This window comes from Aeromonas sp. S18(2024) (assembly GCF_041402525.1).
Classification (GTDB): Bacteria; Pseudomonadota; Gammaproteobacteria; order Enterobacterales; family Aeromonadaceae; genus Aeromonas; species Aeromonas enteropelogenes.
Window position 1 is genome coordinate 1 of the sequence record NZ_JBGLQV010000017.1, and the last position, 15,683, is coordinate 15,683.

Consider the following 15,683-nt stretch of genomic DNA (forward strand, 5'->3'; position numbering starts at 1 on the left):
CACCCGCGGTGATGTTGCCCTGGGTTTTACCTTCGATGCTGATATAACATGGAGTTGGCATGGATATGCTCCTGATAGATTAGTGAAATGAGATAGCACTCGAGCGAATCTATTAGCAGCGTCCATGCCAAACAAAAAACTATATAAATATCATATAGATAAAAACAAACCTCTACCCCAATCACCACGACTTACGCAAGTTCTCGCGCAAACTTGCTAAGCGAGCTACCAAATACTGCAATGACAGTGATAAATATCATCATGAAAGCAAGATGTTGCGCATATCAGCATTTATGACTGCCGAGATGGTCTCGATAACCCCCCTCTACCAACATTCCCTCTGTGCGACCAAGGTGCCAGCCACTTTTCCGTGACCTCGCGTCAATCCTTGTCACTGAAGCAGAGATAAAAAAATCCCCGCCTGATCGGGCGGGGATGTGTGCGGGGATCCCTGCTCCCCTCCTGACTGCGTGTGCTGCTTGTTATTTAGAAGACGTACTTGATCCGTGCGCTCAGGTTGCGGCCCGGCTCGGTCATGGCGCTGTTGTCCGACCCTTCGGCACGGCCGGCGATGCGTTCATAGCTGGTGTACTCCTTGTCAAACAGGTTGAAGACTCCAACGTTGAGCTGCAGATCGGCCATCGGATTGAACTGGGCATACATGTCCACTACGCCCCAGCCTGCGCTCTTGACGTATTCGTTACCCTTGCTGTCCTTGCGAACCTTGCCCATGTCGTCGGCAAAACGCAGCGCCGTGTTGAAGTTCCACTTAGCCTGTTCGAGACGCACCCCCACGCTGCCATTAAGCGGGCTCAGGCTGTTGATGTAGTTGCCATCCCCATCCTTGCCTTCGATATAGGCCAGGTTGCCCCAGACGTTGACAATGTCGTTCAGCCAGTAATCCGCCTTGGCTTCAACCCCCTTGGTGGTGGCCTTGCTCAGGTTCTGATACTGATAGACGGAAGTTCTGCCTTCCGTGCCCACCTGCACCATCTCGATGAAATCATCAAACTTGTTGTAGAAGCCGGAGACTTCGTAGCTCAGACCGTGACTGCTGCCGCGCACGCCGAGATCGATGCCGTCGCTGCTCTCCGGATTGAGGTTCGGATTCGGCTCGATACGATAGCCGTAGGCCTGGTGATTGAGGGTGGAGAAGGCGGTGTCATACATGGGAGCCTTGAAACCATGGCTGTACTGGGCGAACAGGTTGGCCGCCTCATGGGCCTTGAATACCAGGCCCAGCTTGGGCGACAACTCCCCTTCGGAGAACTTGTGCAGCTTGTCTCCGGTGTAGGCGGGATCATTGTCCGGGTTCATGCGGTAATAGTCGTAGCGGGCCCCCGGCGTCAGCACCCAGCGCTCGCCAAACTTGATCTCGTCAAAAGCCCACAGTGAGCCACGCTCGCTGGTAGTTGAGGGGAAACTCAGCTCGTTGTAGCCGACAAAATCCCCCGGGGTGGTGGGCCCCTTGTAACGGGATCGCTCGTTGTCCGTATGTTCGTACTCGGCCCCCCAGGCCAGGCGGTGATTGCCAATCGCCTTGTGGAACTGCAGCTGGGCTCCTGCGCTAGTTTGCTCAAACTCGTTGTTGTCCAGCGAGTTCTTGGTCACATAGGGGTTGCCCGGGCTGACCGGGTACTTGGAAGAGGCATATTGATCCAGGGTCTGCTTGGTGCGGGAGTAGTAGACCTTGCTGTCCATCCGATCGGCCCAGCCGAGGTTGAGCGCGATGCCGTGATCCAGCACCAGGGAGAGGTTGTCGGTCTGCTTGTCAGTGATGGACTGCTCGAAGACGCGGGCAGTGCCTGTGCCCACCTTGTTGAGTTTGATGGCATCCGGCTCCTCGCCATCGGTCAGGTAATCGACGGTCAGCTTGAGGAACTGCTCATCGGAGAGGTTCCACTTGCTCTTGAGCAGCAGGGCGTGGGTACCGATATCGAAATCGCTCTTGCTGGAGTCATAATTCTGGGTCACGCCACCATCTCGCCAGGTATAGCGCAGCAGGTTCTCCACCTCGCCGGTACGCAGGGCGCCGGTAAAGCCCGCCATCTTCTGGTGGCTGCCAGAGGCATAGCCGCTGGTCACGTCCAGATAGCTGTCCCTGCCTTTAAGAAAGTCGCCGGCATCCTTGGTGGTGATGGCGATGACGCCCCCCAGCGCATCTGAACCATATGCCGCAGAAGCCGGCCCCTTGGCCACTTCCACCTGCTTGATCATGTCGGTGTCGAAATAGCTCTGACCCACGCCCCCCTTGCTGTAGGCATCGTTCAGGCGCACGCCGTCACGCACCACCTTGACCCGGTTCTCCCCCATGCCACGAATGATGAAAGTCTGGGCATCCCCCTGACCGCCCAGCACGGTCACGCCCGGCTCGTAGCGGAACAGATCGGCGGCATCGGTTACTACCTGTTCTTCAATCTGCTTGGCGGTGATCACCGAGATGGGACCGGAAACATCTTCCAGTTTTTGCTCCATCCGTGAGCCGCTGACGACCACGACCTCATCCGCCTGGTGGCTGGCGGCAAAGAGTGGGGTGGAAAGCCCTGCTGCCACAGCCATGGCAACCAGAGAGAGTGAGTTATGATGGGTCACAGCGAATCCTTGTTGAGAATAGTTATCAATCAAGGCGCATATTACTCACCACCAAACAAAGATCAATAAAAAGAATCATTATCATTTGAAAGCAAACTTCTTGCTCTTACACTGTCGGCGGCTGTTACCCTTTAATCCTGTTTTTCATCCGCGATGCCTGCGCATCCCGAACCATTTGCCGTGAGATCCATGATGAAACGACTCCCTCTGCTCGCCCTGCCCCTGTTGCTGGCGGCCTGTGCCACTCAACCCGTACCACCTGCATCGTTGCAGACCCTCTATGACTACCAACTGAGCAGCGATCGGCAGGATCCCCTCACTCTGGAGCAGGCCATCGCCCGTGTGGCCGATGCCGACATCATACTGGTGGGCGAATTGCACACGCACCCCGCCATCCATCTGCTGCAATCCCGCCTGCTGGCCGGATTGAATGACAGCGCCGCACAGACAAGGCGGCAGCTAATCCTCTCCATGGAGCAGTTCAGCCGGGCCGATCAGGCTACCCTGGATGCCTATCTGGCAGGGCGCATCGGCGAAGCGGCGCTGATCCGCGAAGGCCATGCCTGGCTCAACTACCCAAGCGACTACCGCCCCCTGGTGGAATTTGCCAAAACCCATCGGCTGCCAGTGATCGCCGCCAATGCCCCCAAACCTCTGGTGAGCTGTGTCGGCCAGGAGGGGCCCGAGTGGCTGGACAAGCTTCCCGCCAACCGGCGCAGCCAGCTGGCTCGCGAGCTGACGTTGGGGAGTGATGCCTATCGCCAGAAGTTTATGGCCTCCATGCACCACGGCGATGCCGACAGCAACGCCCGCCGTTTCGCCGCCCAGACCAGCTGGGACGACACCATGGCCGAGAGCATGGTGGATTACCTCGCCAGCCACCCGGGCCGGCAGATCATGCATATCGCCGGCAACTTCCATGTGGAAGGGGGCCTGGGGCTCGCCAGCCGCATCGCCAGTCGCAATCCGGCGCTCAAGGTGGCCCTGATAGTGCCGCAAACCGGTGACACGCCCGCCGCCGGGCGCCCTGCCGATGTGACGGTCACCGTCATGCCGCTGCCGGCACGCTGGCAAAGCAGTGCCGAGATGAAGCAAGATATGGAGGCGCTGCATCAATCTCGCAGCCGTGACTGCAGCCAGTGGCTGCAACCCTAATCATCAAGGAGACGGCGAGCATATATGGACGTGTTACTGATCATCGACGTGCAGCAGGGGTTATTCACCGAGCCCCGTTACCGCCAGGAGCAGGTACTGGCCAATATCAACCGTACCGCGGCCTATATAAGGCAGCACCATGGCCGGGTCATCTACGTCCAGCACGATGGCCCGCCCGGTAGTGAGCTGGTACCGGGCACGCCGGGCTGGCAACTGCATCCGGCGCTGCAACCGGCCAAGGGGGACAGCCGGGTACGCAAGGAGGGCTGTGACAGCTTCCTCGATACCGAGCTCGCCTTCCTGCTGGCCGAACAACCGGTCGACAGACTCATTCTCTGCGGATGTGCCACCGATTTCTGCGTCGATACCACGGTGCGCAGCGCGGCTTCCCACGGCTTCGAGGTGCTGGTGCTGAGCGATGGCCATACCACGGCCGATCGTCCCCACCTGGGTGCGGCGCAGATCATCGAGCATCACAACTGGATGTGGCGCCACCTCAGCCTGCCGCAGGGGCACGGTGTCACCCTGCTCAGCACGGATGAGCTGCTGGCAGTAACACCCGCTGTGCAGCCATGTTAATCTGCGAGCCTCGTTTAGTTTTCACCGGAGTCTGTCGTGCGCCTGTTGCCTGTCACCCTGTTGCTGCTGTTTCCCCTGCTCAGTGCCTGCTCCGGCTTGCCCGGGCAGGGTTATGACGGGCCTGAGCCCCTGTTCCTGACCCATATCAGCGAAGAGGGAAGCAAGCGCTTCACCTTCGAAGCCGCGCCCAACGACACCCTGCCGCGCGGGCTGTCGGCCGCCCAGCACCAGCGACTGCTGGAGCAGCGGGAGGAGCTGCAACAGGATCTGCTGACCGAGACCCTGGCCCGCAAGCAATATTGCCGCGACGGTTACATAGTGCTGAGCCAGAACTCCTGGCGACTGCGGGGGGAGTGCAACGAGACAGCGACCGAGGCCGACCGTGGCGCCTTCCCGAACAGGGGTACCTGGCAGGATTGAGGCGCTGCGCACCGGTGCAAGATATCAATGAAAACGGGCAGCCAGTGGCTGCCCGTTTTGTCATGGTATGACTGGCACTCAGAGAGGTGCATCGGCCGGGCTGGTCAGCTCGGCGCCATTGTCGATGCGCTTGTGCCCTTCCACCAGATGGACGAAATCCACCAGCTCGTCGCCGGAGACGCGAAACGCCTGGCCGAAGCCCTTGACGAACAACCCCTGCTCGGGCTTGAGGCGAAACAGCACGAAATCCTTGAGATTGGAGAGACCGCGGACAATCTCGCCAAAGCGCCCTTCCAGCGCGCCGACCGCCTTCTGCCAGCGCACATCGTCGCGAGCCACCACTTCGGCCACCGCATCGAAGGTGAGGCGCTTGCGGGCAAACAGCTCGCGGGCACCGGTTTCATCCTCGATCAACATCAGCGACACTCTGGGCACCTGCTGCAGGTTGCGGGCGTGACGGGCGATCTCGGAGATCAGCACATAGTAACCATCTTCCTGCAGCACGAAGGGGGCATAGCTGGCATTGGGATTGCCTTCGCTGTCGACCGTGGCCAGCTGCAGGGTGCGGCAGTGGTCGCGAAACTCGCGGATCTCCGGTTGCAGGCGGTTTTGCAGACGTTCCTGACGCTCACTCATGCTTTGACTTCCTCTTGAGACGGGTGGCGCAGGGCCATAAAACGGGTCACCTGATCTGCCAGCAACTGGCGTTTCTCGTCACGCCCCAGGTAGATCTTGAAGATGCAGCGGCCACTCTCGGCGAAGAACTGGAACGAGTGTCCCTCCTTGCCCATGAACAGCTTGCTGACCAGCGCAATCCCCATCACCCTGTCGAGCTTGAGGTGGCCGTGCAGCTCGCCATCACGTCCCATCAGGTTGTAATAGCCGCGCGCATCCTTGCCCTTCGGGAAAGGCGCCTTGACCTCGAAGATGGAGCCTTCCGACTCGACTATGGTGGTCACCGGCCCCCAGTCGGCCAGATCCTCCAGCAGCCCCTGGGCACGCTCCGGTGGCAACAGGGTCACCAGCTCGGCTGGCAGATGGCGCACCACCTCCCATTCGCTGACGACCAGCTGGGCCGCCAAGGTTGACGGATGAGCGCCGGGATCCTGTTCCAGCAGCGCATGAATGCGTTGTGCAATGCTCATGTTCTCTCCCTCTGCGAGGCCCGTTCGCCCCGCGATTCATCATGGCGGTTACTCTAATAAAGCACCAAAACCAATGCAATTGATAATTGCTATCATTATCAGTGCAATTTTATTGCGGCCTTGATATTCTCGGCGACACACCCGTTTCATTGATCCTTTTCGGAGGTTAGCATGGGCCGTCGTCTTGCCCTCGCACTCACCCTGTTGGGCTGCTCAGCCCTCCTTGCCCCCCTGGCGGTATCGGCGAATCCAGCAGAACGTATCGTCAGCATAGGTCCGGCCACCACGGAACTCATCCTCGCGCTGGGCGGTGAACCCAGCCTGATCGCCACCGATGTCAGCAGTCCGCTGCCCAAAGGATTACCCAAGGTAGGCTACCACCGCGCCCTCGCAGCCGAAGGGATCCTGAGCCTCGCCCCGACCCGGGTGGTCGGCAGTGACGAGATGGGCCCGGCGCCCACGCTGGATCAACTGCGCCGCGCCGGCGTCAAGGTGGATGTGTTGAAGACGGCCCCCACCCTGGCCAACCTCACCGAGCGCATCGATACCCTGGCCGCTCTGCTGGGAGATAAGCAGGCCGGCACCAGACTCAAGGCCGAGATCCGGGCCCAGACCGACAAGCTGGCGGCTCAGGCCAAACAGAACAAGCCGCTCAAGGTCGCCTTCCTGCTGCTGCACAAGGGACAACCCACCAGCATTGCGGGTGGAGATACCACCGCCAGCGCCCTCATCGAACTGGCGGGCGGCATCAATCCGGTCGCCAGCCTGCGCAACTACAAACCCGTCTCTGCCGAATCCCTGATCGAGATGCAACCCGACCTGGTGCTGGTGAGCGGCCGCGACTGGCAGCAGTATGCCGATCCGGCCAGCGTGCTGGCAGAAGTGCCCGCCCTGGCGGCCACTCCGGCCGGCAAGCGCAAGGCCATTCACGCCATCGACGGTCACGCCCTGCAAGGGGGACTGAGCCTCAACTCACTGCAGCAGGCGAACCAGATCGCCCAGTGGATCAAGCAGGGATCATGATGCGCCTGCCCCTCCCCTGGTTGCTGGCCATCACCACGGCCCTGCTGGCCCTGCTGCTGCTCGGTTCTCTGGCAACCGGCCCCATGACCCTCACCATGAGCGAGAGCATCAAGGCGCTGTTTGCCGGTCAGGAGAGCGGGATTGCAGCGCACAAGCTGCTGATCGTGCAGGAGATCCGTCTGCCCCGTACCCTGCTCTGCATCGCGGTGGGAGGCATACTCGGGCTCTGCGGCGCCGTGATGCAGGGGCTGTTTCGCAATCCGCTGGCCGACCCTGGCATCATAGGTGTCTCGGGCGGTGCGGCGCTTGGGGCTGCGCTTGCCATCGTGCTCCTGACTCCCCTCAACCAGCAGTGGCAGGCCACTCTGGGGATCGGCCTGCTGCCCCTGCTCGCCTTTCTCGGTGGAGCGCTGACCACGACCCTGGTCTATCTGCTCGGCACCCGGGAGGGGGGCACCTCGGTCACTGTCATGCTGCTGGCCGGGGTCGCCATCACGGCGCTCTCCGGCGCCGTGATCGGCCTGCTCACCTATCTGGCCGACGATCAGATGCTGAGGGATTTGAGCCTGTGGCAGATGGGCACTTTGGCAGCGGGCAAACCGGCGGATGTGGCGCTGGCACTGCTGACCCTTGCGACCCTGATCTGGCTCTTCCTGCGCGATGCCAATCCGCTCAACGCCCTGCTGCTTGGCGAGGGGGAAGCGCGCCACCTGGGGGTGGATGTGCAGGCGCTCAAGCGCCGCCTCATCTTGCTCACTGCCGCCGGCGTCGGCGTGGCGGTGGCCGTTTCCGGCATGATCGGCTTCGTCGGTCTGGTTGTGCCCCATCTGGTGCGGCTGATGGCGGGACCCAATCACGTCAGGCTGCTGCCACTCTCGGCCCTGCTGGGGGCCGCCCTTCTGCTTGGCGCCGACATGCTGGCCCGCACCCTGCTGGCCCCGGCCGAATTGCCGGTGGGCATCATCACGGCCCTCCTGGGTGCCCCCTTCTTCATCTGGTTGCTGATCAAGGGCCGTCGCGCCCTCTAAGACGGATTGCTATGGATCACCTTGCCCCCTCCCCCCTCCTGACCTGTCAGCAGCTTGGCCTGCACCGCGGCCAGCGCCGGATCCTCGACAGGCTGGATCTGACCCTCGAGAGCGGTACCCTGACCGCCCTGCTCGGCCCCAACGGGGCGGGCAAGAGCACCCTGCTCAAGTGCCTGACCGGTGAACTGGAGCACGAAGGCAGCATCACCCTGTTTGGCCAGGATCGCAGGCTTTGGGACAGCAACCAGCTGGCCCACAGAGTCGGCGTCTTGCCGCAGAGCTCGTCGCTCAACTTTCCGTTTCTGTGTGAGGAGGTGGTGGCCATGGGGCGACTGCCCCACAGCGAACTGGCCAAACGGCGCGACGAGATAGTGCTGGCCGCCATGACCCACGCCGGGGTAGAACACCTGGCCAAGCGGCTCTATCCCGGCCTCTCTGGCGGCGAGCGGCAGCGGGTGCAGTTTGCCCGGGTGCTGGCCCAGATCTGGCAAGCCCCTGACGAGGTGCAGCAGCCGCGCCTGCTGCTGCTGGATGAGCCCACCTCGGCCCTCGATCTGAAATACCAGCACCAGTTGCTGACCATGGCCCGCGCCCTGGCGAGCCGCAACACCGCCGTGCTGGTGGTGCTGCACGATCTCAATCTGGCGGCCCGCTACGCCGATCGGCTGGTGATGCTGGAACAGGGAAAACTGATGGCGGACGGGACACCGGCCGAGGTGCTGACCCCGGCGCTGATTGCCCGCCTCTACGACTATCCGGCCCAGGTGCTCCACCACCCCGACAGCGGTCTGCCCATGGTGCTTTGAAGGCTGGCCACCAAACCAACTTCCCTCTATTGGGTCCCGGATTGCGTCGGGATTCGTCGCTGTGCTTATCGGCAGCGAGATATCCATCAAGGTTCAACAAACGCTGTGAATGCTTTCACACTTTTGCCAGACAAGGGGTTTCAGTTCTCAAGCGAGCACTATAATGGCGCGGCATTGAAAATGCTTAACCCATTGATGCTACGGAACAATTATAATGAAGAACAAACACAGAACCCTGCTGGCCGCGGCCATCGCCCTCGGGCTGCTCGCCGGCTGCAACAGCGACAACGACTCCAAGGCCCCCGATCCCATGGTCCGTTTTGCCACTTTCAATCTCTCGTTCGACCGCACAGCCCCCGGCATGCTGGCCGGCGAACTGTCCCTGACCCGCACGGCTCAGGATGCCCTGCTGGCCCGCTACCAGGAGGGTGACTCCAGCCTGAGCGAGGCAGAGAAGACCACCGCCAAGAACGTGCAGCAGATCCGCAATATCGCCGAGATAGTCCAGCGCACTCGCCCCGACGTCTTCCTGCTCAACGAGTTCGACAACGACGGCAAAGGCGAGAACACGGCCGCCCTCAATGCCTTTAACGACAACTACCTGGCTCACGCCCAGCATTCCGACGTCACCGCTATCAGCTATCCGGTACGCCAGAGTTTTGCCACCAATACCGGTCTGATGAGCGGCTTTGACCTCAATCAGGATGGCAAGGTCAACACGGGGCCGGACGATGCCTGGGGCTTTGGCAACTACCACGGCCAGTACGCCTTCGCAGTCATGTCGAAATATCCGGTCGACACCAAACAGATCCGCACCTTCCAGACCTTCAAGTGGAAGGACATGCCCGGTGAAACCAACCCCGTCATCGATGACTGCAGTAACCCCAAGGCCCCGATCCCGGCCAGCCGCCAGTGTGGCGATGCCTGGTATGACGACGCGGCCTGGCAGCAGTTCCCGCTCTCGTCCAAGAACCACGCCGATGTGCCGGTGCGGATCAAGACGCCGCAGGGGGAAGAGGTGGTTCACTTCCTCATCTCCCACCCGACACCGCCCATTTTCGGCAATGCGGCGCGCCACAACGTCAAGCACAACCGGGCCGAAATCGCCTTCTGGAATGACTACGTCAACGGCCTCGACTACATGACGGATGACAAGGGCACCAAGGGTGGGCTGGCCAAAGATGCCAAGTTCGTCATCGCCGGGGATCTCAACGCCGATCCGCTTACCGGCGACGGCGATCTGAGCGCCATCAAGGCGCTGCTGGACAATGCGCGGATGAACCAAGCTGTCACCAATGGCTCACTGATCCCGGTCAGCGAAGGGGGCCCGGAGTGCCTGGCCAGCGGCACCGATTGCAAGCGCAACAACAATCGCCCCTCGCCGGAGCGCATCACCAGCAGTAGCGGGTTGCAGCTGGATCACGTCATCCCCTCCGCCAACCTGGAGGTCGCCAGCAGCGGTGTGTTCTGGCCGGCAAGCTTCGAGGCAGGTTACCACCTGGTTTACGACGCCAAGCTTGGCATCGCGAAAGGGGTGAGTTCGGATCACCGCCTGGTGTGGGTCGATCTCAAGCTCGACTGATCCTGACGCATCGCAAGAGGGGGCTGTGGCCCCCTCATCGTTTCTCCGGCCAAAGTCGGGAAGATCACAAAACCACGCCACCAATCGGGCTAGAATAAACCCTCCTGTCGCCCCTGCCGTGGCGGGCGATCCTCCCGTGCCTTCATTCATCGAGGACTTGTTTCATGGAACTGCTTCTTCTTAGCAACGGTAAAGCCAACGAATTTCCGGGCCTGCTCGGCTGGGCCCGCGAGCGGGTGCAGAGCCTGCTCGCCCGCAAGCAGGTCAAGCGTATCCTGCTCATTCCCTATGCGGTGATCCGCAGCGACTGGGATGAACGCGCCCGGGATCTCGGTGACAGCCTGGGAGTCGAGGCCATCAGCATCCATCACTTCGACGATCCGGTGGCCGCCATCAACCAGGCCGAGGCCATCTTCATCAGCGGTGGCAACACCTGGCGTTTGAACCAGCAACTGCACGAGCAGGGGCTGGTCGTGCCAATCCAGCGCGCCGTGCGCGAGCGTGGCGTCCCCTATGTGGGCTGGAGCGCCGGCTGCAACGTGGCCACCCCGAGCATCCGCACCACCAACGACATGCCGGTGTGCAACGCCGCCGTGTTGCCGGCGCTGGGTCTGTTTCCGCTGCAGATCAACCCCCACTACCTGGACGCCAGCATCAGCGGCCACATGGGAGAGACCCGCGATGAGCGCCTCGCCGAGTTCTGCACCATCAACCCGAGCGAATACGTGGTGGCCCTGCGCGAAGCGAGCCTGCTACAGGTGAGCGGTGACACCCTGGAGTACTGGAGTGCTCGCGATCAGGACTTCAAGATCTTCAAGCACGGTCAGGAACCGCAAGCCTTTATGGATGCAACCCCGCTGGCCGAGCTGACCCCGTTCAGGGTGCGCTAGAAGCCCACACTGCCAGTCACAAAAACAGAGAGGGATGGCTCAAGGCCATCCCTCTTTTTCATTCTGCCCAACACCACCGACAGCCGCTTACTCCCCCTGCAGGGTCACCAGGATCTTGCGGGCGCCGCCGTCAATGCGATGCTCGCCGAGCCAGATCCCCTGCCAGGTGCCGAGGGCCAGCCGGCCGTCACGCACCGGCAGCAGCAGGCTCACCCCGAGCAGGGAGGATTTGATGTGGGCCGGCATGTCGTCCGGTCCCTCACAGGTGTGGCGATAGTAGGGGGCATCTTCCGGCGCCAGCCGGTGCAAGTGCGCCTCCATATCGGCGCGTACGCTCGGATCGCAATTCTCGTTGAGGGTGAGTGACGCCGAGGTGTGCTGCAACAGCAGGTGCGCCATGCCAACTCGGTAATCGGCAAGCTCCGGCAGCCTGGCCACCAGCTCGTCGGTCACCAGATGAAAACCCCGGGAGCGGGGCTTCAGGGTCAGCAGGCGCTGCTGCCACATCAGACGTACTCCATAAAGACGCGGGAGGTGAGCTTGGTGATGAGCTCGTAAGGGATGGTGCCGATCTCTTCGGCCACCCGCTCCACCGGCAGCCCCTCACCCCACAGCACAGCCTCGTCCCCCGCCTTGTCGGTGGCGTCCGGGCCCAGATCCACCGTGCTCATGTCCATGGAGACCCGGCCCACCAGGGGCACTATACGACCATTGACCAGAACGGGTGTGCCGTTGGGGGCCATGCGTGGATAGCCGTCACCATAGCCGATGGCAATCACCCCGAGCCGGGTATCGCGATCCGCCACCCAATTGGCGCCATACCCCACCGGCTCACCCGCCTTGTGATCGCGCACTGCGATAAGTTGAGTGCGCAAGGTCATCACGGGTTTCAGGTCGTAATCCGCCGCCACCGTATCGGGGAACGGCGAGACGCCGTAGAGGATCACCCCTGGACGCACCCAGTCGCAGTGGGAGTCAGGCCAGGCCAGGATGCCCGCCGAGTTGGCCATGGCGCGCTCGCCCAAAAGCGGCGCAGTCAGCTTGCTGAACAGATCGATCTGCTCACGGGTGGTGGGTTGTTCCAGCTCATCGGAGCGGCTGAAGTGGGTCATGATGTTGAACGGTTGCACCACATTCTTGCACTTGCCGAGGCGCTCGATAAAGGCGGGCATCTCCTCGGCCCGTACCCCGAGCCGGTGCATGCCGGTATCGAGCTTGAGCCAGGCTACCACGGGGGCGGGCAGCTCGGCTTGCTCCAGCGCCTCGAGCTGTTCCCAGGTGTGCACCGCGGTCTGCAGGTTGTTGGCCGCCAGCACCGGCAGGTCGGCGGCGCTGAAGAAGCCCTCCAGCAGCACGATGGGCTTGACCACGGCGCAGGAGCGCAGCATCAGCGCCTCTTCGATGCGGGCCACCGCGTAGGCGTCCGCATCCACCAGGGTGCGGGCGACCGGCAGCAGACCGTGGCCATAGGCGTTGGCCTTGACCACCGCAATGATCTTGCATTGGGGAGCATGGCGTTTGACCACGGCGAGGTTGTGGCGCAGGGCCGCTGTATTGATTTGGGCGATAGCCGCTTTCATCTGTTTTCCCTTACGAGGGCATGATAACGCGCCAACGCGTCAGGCACCGGGTGGTGTCAGCCCTCAAATGTCATCGTCTAAGGCCGGACCGGCAGAATTGTCGAACCGGGAAAACTGTTTCTGGAGGCGGGGGTGGCCTTCTTGCGAACACCCTCCCCGTCAGGATCGCAATGGTGACTCCCGAGATAGTGTCACCCTGCGGATTGTTCATCAGTAGTCATCATCAAACGCCGGACCCGCGTAGTTGTCAAAGCGCGAGAACTGGCCCTGGAAGGTGAGGCGCACACGACCGATGGGGCCGTTACGCTGCTTGCCGATGATGATCTCGGCGATCCCCTTGTCGGGGCTGTCGTCGTGGTACACCTCGTCGCGGTAGATGAACATGATCAAGTCCGCATCCTGCTCGATGGAGCCCGATTCCCGCAGATCCGAGTTGACCGGGCGCTTGTCGGCGCGCTGTTCCAGGCTTCGGTTCAGCTGGGAGAGCGCCACCACAGGGCACTGCAGCTCTTTCGCCAGCGCCTTGAGGGAGCGGGAGATTTCACCGATCTCCAGGGTACGGTTATCGGAGAGGCTGGGTACCCGCATCAGCTGCAGGTAGTCCACCATGATCATGCTGATGCCGCCGTTGTCCCGCGCCACCCGGCGGGCGCGCGAGCGCACTTCGGTCGGGGTGAGGCCGGAGGAGTCGTCGATGTACATCTTGCCCTTCTCGAGCAGCAGCCCCATGGTCGAGGAGAGACGGGCCCAGTCCTCGTCGTCGAGCTGACCGGTCCGCACCTTGGTCTGGTCGATGCGCCCCACCGAGGCGAGCATACGCATGATGATCTGCTCGGAGGGCATCTCGAGGGAGAAGATAAGCACCGGCTTGTCGGCGGTGAGGGCCGCGTGCTCGCACAGGTTCATGGCAAAGGTGGTCTTGCCCATGGAGGGACGAGCCGCGACGATGACCAGGTCCGAGCGCTGCAGGCCGGCAGTCATCTTGTCCAGATCGTTGTAACCGCTGGAGACACCGGTCACCCCGTTGTGCGGGGTCTTGAACAGCTCTTCAATCTTGTCGACGGTCTGTTCGAGGATGAGCTTGAGGGGCTGGGGCCCTTCGTTGGCGCTGGTGCGCTGCTCGGCAATCTGGAACACCTTGCTCTCGGCGAGATCCAGCAGGTCGTTGGAGGTGCGCCCCTGGGGCTCGTAGCCCGCTTCGACTATCTCGTTGGCGACCGAGATCATCTCCCGCACCACCGCGCGCTCACGCACGATTTCAGCATAGGCGTTGATGTTGGCGGCACTCGGGGTGTTCTTGGCGATCTCCACCAGATAGGCGAAGCCACCGGCCTCTTCAAGCTGCTCGGAGCGTTCCAGCTCCTCCTGCAAGGTGATGAGGTCGATGGGGTTGCCCGCATTGGAGAGGCGGGTCATGGCCTGGAAGATCAGACGGTGCGGGCGGCTGTAGAAATCCTTGTCGATCACCCGTTCGGCGACCCGATCCCAGGCCTCGTTGTCCAGCATCAGGCCGCCCAGTACGGACTGTTCGGCCTCAAAAGAGTGGGGAGGTACTTTCAGCTGTTGTGTCTTGGCGTCTTTTTTCGCCGTCACTTGCTCTGCCATACACATAAAAACCGCAGCGGGAAGGGGACGGGAATTTTACAAAAGAAAGCCAGGCACGGCGAGCCCTATTCTGGCTTATTCACACCATCATGAAGGGCCAGACCAGGGTCTGCTCCCCCTTGCTGCTTCTGGTTTTGCTTCGCAGTTTGCGTTCCTTGCGACTCAATCGTCTGCTTTTCATGCTGCATGCTCCCATTCTTGACGCCTGATGCCAGGCAACTCGTTCATGAATAATTCATGCCAAAGGTGATATTGATGAATACAAGCTGCGACACATTTAGGGACAGGCAGCCTGCCATGCGTCTTGCTGAGCTAGCCAACGCGGAGCATGCCCCACCCACAGACGAGAGTGAAAAGAGTCAAAATGAAAAAGATGCTGACCCTGTTTGCCGTGATCCTGGCCATTGGCCTGGGGGCACCTCATGCCGAGGCCAAGAAGTTTGGCGGCAGCAAATCCTTTGGTAAAAGTTACAAAACTGCGCCGGCCCAGCCTGCGGCCAAACCGGTCGACAACAAGAATCCGACACTGAACGCCCAGACTCCGCCGAAGAAGAGCGGCATGATGGGGGGTCTGCTGGGCGGCCTGCTGGCCGGCGGTCTGTTTGCCTACCTGCTGGGCAGCGGGGCCTTTGAAGGCATGCAGGGCATGGACTTCCTGCTGATCGCCCTGCTGGCCCTGGGTGCTGTGTTCCTTTTCCGCGCCCTGCGCAAAGGCAAAATGGCGGCGCCACAGCAGCAACAGGCGGCCTACGCTGGATATCAGGCTCCGCAGGCTGCCCCGCAGCAGTTCGAGCAGAGCCACAGCGCGCCGCAAGCCACCGGCTTTGCCGACAGCGATGTGCCGTTCCGCCTGCCGCCCGGCTTTGACATGAACGGCTTCCTGGCCGGTGCCCGCGACCACTACCGCACCCTGCAAGAGGCCTGGAACAAGAACGATCTGGAGAAGATCCGCGAGTACGTGAGCCCGGAGCTGTTCGAGCAGCTCAAGGCCGAGCGTGCCGAGCTGACCGGTGAGCAGCACACCGAGGTGATGTATGTGGATACCCAGCTGGTGCGTGCCGACTACGGCAGCGACTGGGCCCAGGTGAGCGTACGCTTTAGCGGTCGCTACATGGATCGCCAGGAGCAGGTCGAGGAAGACATCAAGGAGGTGTGGCACCTGGAGCGCGATCTGGCCAAAAACAATGCCCCCTGGCATATCGTCGGTATCGAGCAGCTGTAAGCAGTCATTGGCTTCAGCGCAAACCGGCATCAAGAGGCGACCCTGGGGTCGCCTTT

At 61.6% G+C, this 15,683-nt stretch carries 15 protein-coding genes and 1 pseudogene; 9 read left to right on the top strand and 7 right to left on the bottom strand.

The genetic code is table 11. From position 1 onward, the window contains the following. Nucleotides 1-61: pseudogene (locus ACB034_RS19960) on the bottom strand (type VI secretion system tube protein Hcp); the annotation flags it as partial. Nucleotides 62-486: 425 nt separating this feature from the next. After that, on the bottom strand, nucleotides 487-2,592 hold the full coding sequence (locus tag ACB034_RS19965; RefSeq protein ID WP_371173571.1) for a TonB-dependent hemoglobin/transferrin/lactoferrin family receptor: 2,106 nt from the start codon (nucleotides 2,590-2,592) through the stop codon (nucleotides 487-489). A 189-nt stretch (nucleotides 2,593-2,781) separates the two neighbouring features. Here ACB034_RS19965 and ACB034_RS19970 point away from each other — a divergent pair, with 189 nt between their 5' ends. From ACB034_RS19970 to ACB034_RS19980, 3 genes are read left to right on the top strand one after another with little or no spacing between them, the layout of a single operon-like run. Then, nucleotides 2,782-3,747 carry a ChaN family lipoprotein gene (locus ACB034_RS19970; protein WP_371173572.1) on the top strand — a complete coding sequence of 322 codons (966 nt, stop codon included), beginning with the start codon at nucleotides 2,782-2,784 and terminating at the stop codon, nucleotides 3,745-3,747. A 24-nt stretch (nucleotides 3,748-3,771) separates the two neighbouring features. Further along, on the top strand, nucleotides 3,772-4,326 hold the full coding sequence (locus ACB034_RS19975; RefSeq protein ID WP_371173573.1) for a cysteine hydrolase family protein: 555 nt from the start codon (nucleotides 3,772-3,774) through the stop codon (nucleotides 4,324-4,326). Nucleotides 4,327-4,362: 36 nt separating this feature from the next. Next, nucleotides 4,363-4,746, top strand: coding sequence for a hypothetical protein (locus ACB034_RS19980; RefSeq protein ID WP_026457790.1), 384 nt, complete (start codon nucleotides 4,363-4,365; stop codon nucleotides 4,744-4,746). Between the two features lie 78 nt (nucleotides 4,747-4,824). On the opposite strand, the gene hutZ is transcribed toward ACB034_RS19980, so the two are convergent. Then, the gene (gene hutZ, locus ACB034_RS19985; protein ID WP_026457789.1) at nucleotides 4,825-5,382 is read right to left on the bottom strand and encodes a heme utilization protein HutZ; all 558 of its coding nucleotides are present in this window, start codon (nucleotides 5,380-5,382) and stop codon (nucleotides 4,825-4,827) included. Then, nucleotides 5,379-5,891, bottom strand: a complete 513-nt coding sequence (gene hutX, locus ACB034_RS19990) for a heme utilization cystosolic carrier protein HutX (protein WP_371173574.1) — start codon at nucleotides 5,889-5,891, stop codon at nucleotides 5,379-5,381. The genes hutZ and hutX overlap by 4 nt, the downstream gene beginning before the upstream one ends. 171 nt (nucleotides 5,892-6,062) lie before the next feature. Here hutX and ACB034_RS19995 point away from each other — a divergent pair, with 171 nt between their 5' ends. From ACB034_RS19995 to pepE, 5 genes are all read left to right on the top strand, one after another. After that, nucleotides 6,063-6,914: a hemin ABC transporter substrate-binding protein gene (locus ACB034_RS19995; RefSeq protein WP_371173575.1), complete on the top strand. Its 852-nt coding sequence runs from the start codon at nucleotides 6,063-6,065 to the stop codon at nucleotides 6,912-6,914. Then, entirely contained in the window at nucleotides 6,911-7,942 is a 1,032-nt protein-coding gene (locus ACB034_RS20000; protein WP_371173576.1) for a FecCD family ABC transporter permease, read from the top strand. The genes ACB034_RS19995 and ACB034_RS20000 overlap by 4 nt, the downstream gene beginning before the upstream one ends. Nucleotides 7,943-7,953: 11 nt before the next feature. Then, nucleotides 7,954-8,748 (top strand): heme ABC transporter ATP-binding protein, encoded by a 795-nt coding sequence (locus tag ACB034_RS20005; protein WP_371173577.1) that lies wholly within the window; start codon nucleotides 7,954-7,956, stop codon nucleotides 8,746-8,748. Nucleotides 8,749-8,962: 214 nt separating this feature from the next. Beyond that, a complete protein-coding gene (locus tag ACB034_RS20010; protein ID WP_371173578.1) occupies nucleotides 8,963-10,330 on the top strand; it encodes an endonuclease/exonuclease/phosphatase family protein in 1,368 nt (455 codons plus the stop codon). 164 nt (nucleotides 10,331-10,494) lie between these two features. Continuing rightward, on the top strand, nucleotides 10,495-11,220 hold the full coding sequence (gene pepE / locus ACB034_RS20015) for a dipeptidase PepE (protein ID WP_371173579.1): 726 nt from the start codon (nucleotides 10,495-10,497) through the stop codon (nucleotides 11,218-11,220). 87 nt (nucleotides 11,221-11,307) lie between these two features. Here the strand turns inward: pepE and ACB034_RS20020 are convergent, their stop codons facing one another. The 3 genes from ACB034_RS20020 to dnaB form a co-directional block, all read right to left on the bottom strand. Then, a complete protein-coding gene (locus tag ACB034_RS20020) occupies nucleotides 11,308-11,727 on the bottom strand; it encodes a secondary thiamine-phosphate synthase enzyme YjbQ (RefSeq protein WP_061475656.1) in 420 nt (139 codons plus the stop codon). Next, the gene (gene alr / locus ACB034_RS20025) at nucleotides 11,727-12,800 is read right to left on the bottom strand and encodes an alanine racemase (RefSeq protein ID WP_371173580.1); all 1,074 of its coding nucleotides are present in this window, start codon (nucleotides 12,798-12,800) and stop codon (nucleotides 11,727-11,729) included. Before alr ends, ACB034_RS20020 begins: the two co-directional genes overlap by 1 nt. A 210-nt stretch (nucleotides 12,801-13,010) precedes the next feature. Then, entirely contained in the window at nucleotides 13,011-14,405 is a 1,395-nt protein-coding gene (dnaB, locus tag ACB034_RS20030; protein ID WP_123245446.1) for a replicative DNA helicase, read from the bottom strand. A gap of 364 nt (nucleotides 14,406-14,769) precedes the next feature. On the opposite strand from dnaB, the gene ACB034_RS20035 reads away from it, so the two are divergent. Continuing rightward, nucleotides 14,770-15,627: a Tim44 domain-containing protein gene (locus ACB034_RS20035; RefSeq protein ID WP_223380023.1), complete on the top strand. Its 858-nt coding sequence runs from the start codon at nucleotides 14,770-14,772 to the stop codon at nucleotides 15,625-15,627. Nucleotides 15,628-15,683: the final 56 nt, after the last annotated feature.